The sequence below is a fragment of the Methylobacterium sp. J-072 genome (assembly GCF_022829425.1).
Classification (GTDB): Bacteria; Pseudomonadota; Alphaproteobacteria; order Rhizobiales; family Beijerinckiaceae; genus Methylobacterium.
Window position 1 is genome coordinate 59,992 of record NZ_JAKSYK010000072.1, and the last position, 7,489, is coordinate 67,480.

A 7,489-nucleotide genomic window follows, 5' to 3' on the forward strand; every position below is an offset into this window, starting at 1 on the left:
GCGGCCTTAGGCGGCATCAAGTTGCGCCTGTAGCAGGGCGATCCGCGGCCGCATCTGCCGCTCGAAGCTGTATTCCCGTAGGATCGCGAGCCGGCCACGCTCGCTGAGCCGTCGGAGCGCCTCGCGATCCTCCGCGTAGAACGCGATCTTGGCGGCGATCCCGTCGACGTCACGGGTGATCAGCTCAAACTCCTTGCCGGGCACGAGGGCCGGCGTCCCGTCGAGCCGGCGGTTGAGTTCGAGGGAGTCGGAGAGGAACATCGCCACCCCGCGCAGCCCAGCCTCGACGCAGGAGGTTGTCGGGAATCCGTCGAACGATCCGCGGCCGCCCTCGCTCTCCATCTGGGACAGGTTCGGCGAGATGACGATGTCCATGCCGGGGTAGAAATCCGGGAAGAACGAGGCCGGCTGCACGCCGTGGAAGCGCACCCGCTCGACCTGCGTGAGGCCGAGCAGCTCCGGCGTCCAATCGCCGACAAAGTGCCATTCAAAGCGCGGGTCGTCGGCGTAGCGGCGGACCAGTTCGGTGAACACGTCGCTGCCCTTCTCGACGCCGCGCTCCGTGTAGCGCTGGGCGACGAAGCAGATCCGGATCGTGTCGTCCAGCGGGCGCCCGAGCCGCGAGCAGCGGGCGCTGGCGGCGACATCCCAGCAATCGGGCGAGACGGCGCCGAAGATGAAAGCGATCCGGTCCGGATCGCACCAGCCCCGGTCGAGCAGGTAACTGCGCTGAAAGGTGTGGGTCGTGAGCACCTTGGCGAAGCGGCGGTCGCCGAGAACGCGCCGGAGTTTAGCATCTGAGACGGGGTCGTTCGGCATGAAGCTGCCCCCCGGGTAGAGGGTGAAGACGAAGCGTTCTGCGCGCAGGTCCGGGTTCGAGGCCAGCAAGACGGCGGCGTTGTGCAAAAAAGTCGTGTGCAGAACCTTAGCGCTGAGGTCGTGGCCGGTGTTCAGAGCCCGCACCCGGCCTGTCAGGGTCGGATGGTCTGCCTCGAATTGACGCACCTCGTCGAGGAACGTGCGGTCAGGCTGATAGCGGCCGATATCGTGCAGCGACGAGGCGGCCCGGCTGTCGGGGATCGCGTAAAGGTAGGTGCTCAGCTCGCCATAGCGGAATGCCGAAAAGCGGGACGGAAAGCTCGAATCAAGGAGGAGGAGTCCCGTCCCCGCACCTCGGGTTGAGGCCAGGCGGGGGCGTTCGGTGATCTGCGGATAGACCGCCCAAGCCTGGTTGGCGGCCTGCCAAGCATGCGGAACGAAATCCGGCACGGTGCGGCTCTCGGCATAGAGACGCTCGGCCTGCAGTCGGTCGCGCTTGAGCAGGTCGTGTAGAGCCTTGGTGTGCGGGCTAGTGTCGCCGAGTTCGAGGGCGAGACGCGCCTGCTCCTCGGACTCGACCAGTCGGCCCCACGTCCGGAAGATCACAGCCAGACGGAAGCGGAACAGAGCCGGGTCCTCATACCCGACCGCCAGGGCGATCTCGTAGGCCGCGGCAGCGGTCCCGAGCCGACCCAGAGTCTCGGCGTGATAGGCGGCGATGGCGCAGCGGCCGATCAGGCCGGCGCCTTCCTGTCCCGCGGCCGCGTGGGCGGCCTCCAGCGCCGCTTCGCGCCGCCCCAACCCCAGCAGAACCCCGACGCGTATAAGCAGGGCCTGGAGCCCGGTGACCGGGCCACCATCCAGGATCGCCAGGGCCTCGTCGGCTGCGTTGGCATGCAGCCGCTCGGCCGCTGCCTGGACCCGCGCGTACGGGTTTTCCGGATCACACGCCAGCACCGCGCCGGTAGCCTCGGCGAGCGCCCGGCCCTCCAGCAGATTGGGCAGTCGGCCCTCGGCGGCGCCGTAATGGAGGTAGTGGCCGAGCGGATTGACCCCGGCTTCGGCGATATCGGGATAGAGGGTCAAGTAGGTGCGCGTGCTGAACAGCGGCGAAGGATCGCGGCCCTCCGCCACCCCGCGGGCGCAGTAATGCTCGGCTGGGCCGAGGCCGGCGGCGTCGGAAGACGAGACCTGCGCCCGGTAGAAAGCCGCGTCGAACAGGGGGTTGGGGTCGAATTCCGAGAGCCAGCCCTCGGCCGCGTAGGCGGCCGCATCCACGCTGCCCAGGCCGCCGGTGCGACGGGCCACGTAGCCCGCGTCGAACAATCCCGCCAGATCCGGATGCATGCCGTCGTCCGTCCCTCTCGGCGCGCCTGTCGGTTCGGCGCAGGGCGGGCAGCCGTCTAGGCCGACGTGCTCAAGTCCCGCCGAGCCTAAGCGCGGCGTGGCTTCTCGCATAGCGGGCCCGGCGTGCCTACCCCGCGGCGGTGCGGATCGCTCGCTGCATCCGAGGACAAAGGCTGATCTGACGAGACCGCTTGCCGGATGGCCTCGAGGGACCGCCGCGCCGGCTCAGGCCGTGCACCTCAGGGCACTGTCGATCTCATTCCCGCAGCCGCTCGAAGGCTGCGAATTCTTGAGTCGCCGACCGACGAAGGTTAGGAAGTATCGTCGGCATCAAGAGGATCAGCGCCACGCGACCGCTTCTGATCTGGCCGAAGACGCGCCCGTAAAAACCCTCGGCGACCCCATAATGCCACGACGCGAGCATCATGCCGAAGATCGCCGCGATGAGAAGTACGGCGATTTTGAACCATAAGGACAGGCCTTCCGGCGGACGAGCTCAGGTCGCAGGCGCGCTAGCCTCGGGGACGCGCCGCATCACAGGCCGTCCAACGAGCTGCAGCTCGACGCCGGGGCAAAGAACATCCGTGGGGGCCTGGCACTGTTCGTTGTCACCTCCAATGAGCAGGCCGCGGAGGCGCGCGAACTTCATTGAACCTGTCGAGCCGTTGCGGGATGAGACCGACCTGTTAAGGGGGTATTAATATTTTGCTTCGACACAGATTTACTGCATCCGCAGCCAATATGACCGGGATAGAAGTGGCGGCGCCAAATGGACGCCGTCCGGAGCGGGTAGGATCTGAGCCGCTCGCACCAGTTTTGTGCGTTCCGAGACATTTGTAGCACAGCCTTGAGTGATTGATTGACCTTGGCCAGAGCCCAGGATTTTGGAAAGACGACGTGCAACCATCCGCATCCGCCGCCTCGAAGCCCTCTCCCGTGAGCTTTCTGTCGGCCATCCGCGGCTGCCGGAGCGCTGTGATCGGGCTGTTCCTGTTCAGCGCTCTGATTAACATCCTTTACCTCACCGGCTCGTTTTACATGCTCCAGGTTTACGACCGGGTCCTCCCGAGCCGGAGCGTGCCGACCCTGATCGCCCTTTCGGCTTTGGCCGCTGTTCTCTATGGGGGTCAAGCGGCGCTCGACTTTTGCCGCCAGCGCGTGCTCGCCCGCATGGCTCGGTCGGTGGATGAGCATTTAAGTCCGCGGGTGTTTACCCTTGTGACCCGTCTGCCCTTGATGGGGCGGGGGGGCGGCGCGGGCCTGCAGCCCTTGCGCGATCTTGATCAGGTGCGGAGCTTTCTCGCCGGAGGCGGGCCGCTAGCCTTTTTTGATTTGCCCTGGATGCCGTTCTATTTGGCGATCTGCTTCCTATTCCATCCTTTGATCGGACTTGCCGCTTCGGCGGGAGCCGTTGTGCTGGTGCTGTTGACGATCTGCACCGAAGTGTTCACTCGCAGGCCCGTCAAGGCTGCGGCCCTGCACGGGGCGGCGCGCATGAGTCTTGCGGAAGCGAGCCGGCGCAACGCCGAGGTCGTCGTCGCCATGGGCATGGGCGGGCGTTTGAACGCGCGCTGGAGCGCGGTCAACCAGCAGCATCTGGATGCGCACGAACGCGCAGGCGACGTTGCGGGTGGGCTCGGTGGCGCGTCCAAGGTGGCGCGTATGGCCTTGCAATCAGGCGTGCTCGGGCTGGGGGCTTATCTTGTCATCCATGGCGAGGCGAGCAGCGGCATCATCATCGCGGGCTCGATCCTGTCCGCCCGCGCCCTGGCGCCGGTTGAGCTGGTGATCGCGCACTGGAAGGCGTTTGCCGGCGCTCGTCAAAGCTGGGGGCGCTTGCGCGAACTATTCGTGGCCGTGCCCGAGACCGCCGAGCCGCTGCCCTTGCGCCCGCCCGCGTCGACGCTGTCGGTTGAGGCGCTCAGCGTGGTGCCGCCCGGCGATCAGCGGCTTGTGGTCAGGGACCTGTCATTTGCCCTGCAAAGCGGCAGCGCGCTGGGCGTCATCGGCCCAAGCGCGTCGGGCAAGTCGTCGCTGGCGCGAGCCTTAGTGGGCGTGTGGCGGCCGGCGCGCGGCAGCGTGCGGCTAGACGGAGCGGCGCTGGATCAATGGTCGCCCGAAGCTTTGGGTCGGCATGTCGGCTATCTGCCGCAGGATATCGAACTGTTTGACGGCACGATCGGGCAGAACATCGCCCAATTTGAACCCGACGCCGATCCTGAGGCGATCATCCGGGCCGCCGAGCAGGCGGGGGTGCATGAGCTGATTGTGCGTCTTCTACAGGGCTATGACACACGCATCGGCGAGGGTGGCATGGCGCTGTCGGGCGGACAACGACAGCGCATCGGCCTAGCTCGGGCCCTGTATGGCGATCCGTTCCTTGTGGTGCTGGACGAGCCCAACTCAAACCTGGACAGCGAAGGCGAACAAGCCCTGACGCAGGCGATCGCGAATGTGCGGGCGCGCAATGGGATTGCGGTGATCGTAGCGCACCGGCCGAGCGCCTTGGCGTCCGTCGACCAGGTGCTTGTGATGGGCGGCGGCGAAGCCAAGGCGTTGGGACCCAAGGAGCAGATCATGCGTCCGGCCGCGCAGGCAGTAGCGCCGGCGGGCATGCCGGGGCCGGGTGGGCCTGTGCGTCCCGCAGCCGCGGCGGCCGGAGCGGTCTGATCACCATGCAACCCAACAGCAAAACCTATCGCTCGATGCGCCGCTCGCTGCTGGGCGGGGCGGCGGTCGCCGGCCTTTTGGCTTTTGGTATTGGGGGCTGGGCGGCGACCGCGGAGCTGTCCGGTGCAGTGATCGCGCCTGGATCGCTGGTTGTGGACTCAAACGTGAAGAAGGTTCAGCACCCGACCGGAGGCGTGGTGAGCGAAATCAAGGTGCGCGAGGGCGATCCCGTCAAAGCCGGCGACGTGGTGGTGCGCCTCGACGACACGCAAACCCGCGCCAATCTGGCGATTGTCACAAAAAGCTTGGACGAACTCGCGGCCAAGCAGGCCCGCGACGAAGCCGAGCAGGACGGAACCGAGCGGATCGTGTTTCCGGCCGATCTTTTGGCGCGAACAAAGGATCCCGAGGTAGCCCGGGTGGTCCAGGGCGAGCAAAAGCTGTTTGAAATCCGCCGCGCGGCGCGGGACGGCCAGAGCGCGCAGTTCAGGGAGCGCATCGCTCAGCTTCGCGAACAGATCTCGGGCCTCACCGACCAGCTGGCGGCCAAGAAGCGCGAACTCGCGCTCGTGTTCGAGGAGCTGAAGGGCGTTCGCGAGCTTTGGCAGAAGAACCTGATCCAGATCGGGCGGATGACGGCTTTGGAACGCGATGCGGCTCGGATCGAGGGTGAGCGGGGCACGCTTGTGTCCACCATCGCTCAAACCAAAGGCAGGATCAGCGAAACCGAGCTCCAGATCCTGCAGATCGACCAGGACCTACGAACGGAAGTCGGCAAGGACTTGGCCGAGATCCGGGCCAAAACCTCGGAGCTGGTCGAAAAAAAGGTCGCGGCCGAAGACCAGCTCAAGCGCGTGGACATCCGCGCACCCCAAAACGGAAAGGTTCATCAGCTCACCGTTCACACCGTGGGGGGCGTAATTACGCCAGGGGCTGAGCCGATCATGCTGATCGTGCCCGAGGCGGATGCGCTCACGGTTGAAGCCAAGATCCAGCCGCAAGACATCGACCAAGTGCGGATCGGGCAAAAGGCGGTGCTGCGCTTTTCCGCCTTCAACCAGCGCACCACGCCGGAGTTGATCGGCGAAGTGAGCCGGGTCTCGGCCGATGTCAGCCAGGACGCCAAGTCGGGAGCGGCCTTTTACACGATCCGCATAAGCGTGCCGGCGTCGGAACTCGATCGTTTGAAAGGACTGAAACTTGTGCCCGGCATGCCGGTGGAGAGCTTCATCCAAACCGGCGACCGCACCGCCATCTCATACCTAACCAAGCCGTTGCAGGATCAGGTCGCGAAAGCGTGGCGGGAGAAATGAGCGCCTCGGCGGGGCTTAATGCTTTACGCCGGAATGAGCAGAGATTGCAGAAGTATAAAGTGGCCGAGAACTACCACCAGCCGCTGTCGTGGCGCGAACGGAAGATGCAACGTTTCAGATCGGCTCGATCAGCCCAGCGCTTCCTCACATCCCATGCCGCCATCCACAAAACCGTCAAACTTCAGCGCCACCTCGTGTCCTGCGGCACGCTTCGAACCTTTCGGGCAGAGGCGATGCAAGCCTGGCAAGTCGCGACCGCCGCGGTGTGAGTGGGTGATGGCGTCAAGCTGTTCTGCGCCTCCGTGCGGTTCCTATGACAAAGCCGCCCGTGCGGTTTCACAAGCTTTCCAATCAAACAGGTCCGCGGCTTCAAGTCCCATTTCGGCGCAACGAGCGACCGTACGCTCGACCTATCGGCTCAGCCGCAGACGCCCCCCCCTCCCACGGTCCGTTTTGGGCTGCATGGTCATGAACTACCCACGGTTCCGGTGCATCTTAAATCGCGCAAGTGGTAGGTAAGGCTTAGAACAAAAGCGCTTTTTGCTTTGGACCAAGGCGATTCGTTCCGACCCTGGCGGCCCTGCGCCACATGACCTCCCAGCCTAGTTGGCGCTCACACTAGGTGGAAGTCAGACGCAGTCAATTGAGCCTTGGTGACCCCCTGCAGCGTCACCGAGTTGATGGCGTCCAAAACAATGGTGACGTTTCCGTTCACGTCCGTGGCGTGGCTCAGAATGTCCGCCGGGCTGGAGAACACGGTGTGATCAAACCACAGCCCGTCCTGCTTGACGTCGAACCCTGAAATCACGTTCTTGCCGAAGTTGGTGTGGAACACGAAGTTGTCCACGCCTGCGCTGGCCACGAACTTGCCAGTGCCGGTCGAGCCCACATCGATCGCGTTGGGAATGCTTGCGACCCCGATCTGGCCGTCGTTGTTCAGATCCTGCGCGAAGCTCTTTTCCAGCTTGAGCAGGGACGGGTCCGAGCCCGACACCGTACCGACGGCGTATCCGGTGAAGTTGCCGTTCGCGTCGGCGTTCCACACCGTGTACTGGTCCGCGCCCCCCTTCCGTAGCTGGCTTGCAGGGCAGCCCAGGCACGATCCCGGGCCGCCTCGATGCGCTTGGCGGCACGATCGAGACGCTGCTGTTCGACGCGCTTCGCCTCGCGCACGGCGAATTGATCGACGAAGGTCGAGGAGAGCGACGATATCTCGATCGGCGCGCAGGCCCCGTCGGTGCCGCTTCTGCCTGATGCGCTTTGCTTCGATCGGCTTCGATTTGAGGACGTGGGTCGCGGCGAGACGGGTCCCGTCAGCTTCGGTGCGTGTGGTGTGATGG

Annotated in this window: 5 protein-coding genes and 1 pseudogene; 3 read left to right on the forward strand and 3 right to left on the reverse strand. The window is 65.1% G+C overall.

The window, feature by feature from the left end:
• Positions 1-6: 6 nt before the first annotated feature.
• Together MKK67_RS06995 and MKK67_RS07000 are read right to left on the reverse strand one after the other, a co-directional pair.
• Positions 7-2,166, reverse strand: coding sequence for a glycosyltransferase family 4 protein (locus tag MKK67_RS06995; protein WP_243963033.1), 2,160 nt, complete (start codon positions 2,164-2,166; stop codon positions 7-9).
• A 256-nt stretch (positions 2,167-2,422) separates the two neighbouring features.
• Positions 2,423-2,593, reverse strand: a complete 171-nt coding sequence (locus MKK67_RS07000; protein ID WP_243963034.1) for a hypothetical protein — start codon at positions 2,591-2,593, stop codon at positions 2,423-2,425.
• 509 nt (positions 2,594-3,102) lie between these two features.
• On the opposite strand from MKK67_RS07000, the gene MKK67_RS07005 reads away from it, so the two are divergent.
• Genes MKK67_RS07005 through MKK67_RS07015 form a run of 3 tightly spaced genes read left to right on the forward strand, consistent with a single transcriptional unit; the run spans position 3,103 to position 6,418 of the window.
• Positions 3,103-4,836, forward strand: a complete 1,734-nt coding sequence (locus MKK67_RS07005; protein ID WP_243963035.1) for a type I secretion system permease/ATPase — start codon at positions 3,103-3,105, stop codon at positions 4,834-4,836.
• 5 nt (positions 4,837-4,841) lie between these two features.
• Positions 4,842-6,149, forward strand: a complete 1,308-nt coding sequence (locus tag MKK67_RS07010; RefSeq protein WP_409568375.1) for an HlyD family type I secretion periplasmic adaptor subunit — start codon at positions 4,842-4,844, stop codon at positions 6,147-6,149.
• 59 nt (positions 6,150-6,208) lie between these two features.
• A complete protein-coding gene (locus MKK67_RS07015) occupies positions 6,209-6,418 on the forward strand; it encodes a hypothetical protein (RefSeq protein ID WP_243963036.1) in 210 nt (69 codons plus the stop codon).
• A gap of 344 nt (positions 6,419-6,762) precedes the next feature.
• On the opposite strand, the pseudogene MKK67_RS07020 reads toward MKK67_RS07015, so the two are convergent.
• A pseudogene (locus MKK67_RS07020) lies at positions 6,763-7,489 on the reverse strand (hypothetical protein); the annotation flags it as partial.

Coding starts and splice junctions, on each gene's coding strand:
- MKK67_RS07000 (WP_243963034.1), bottom strand. CDS start 2,593: ATGATGCTCGCGTCGTGGCATTATGGGGTCGCCGAGGGTTTTTACGGG.
- MKK67_RS06995 (WP_243963033.1), bottom strand. CDS start 2,166: ATGCATCCGGATCTGGCGGGATTGTTCGACGCGGGCTACGTGGCCCGT.
- MKK67_RS07010 (WP_409568375.1), top strand. CDS start 4,842: ATGCAACCCAACAGCAAAACCTATCGCTCGATGCGCCGCTCGCTGCTG.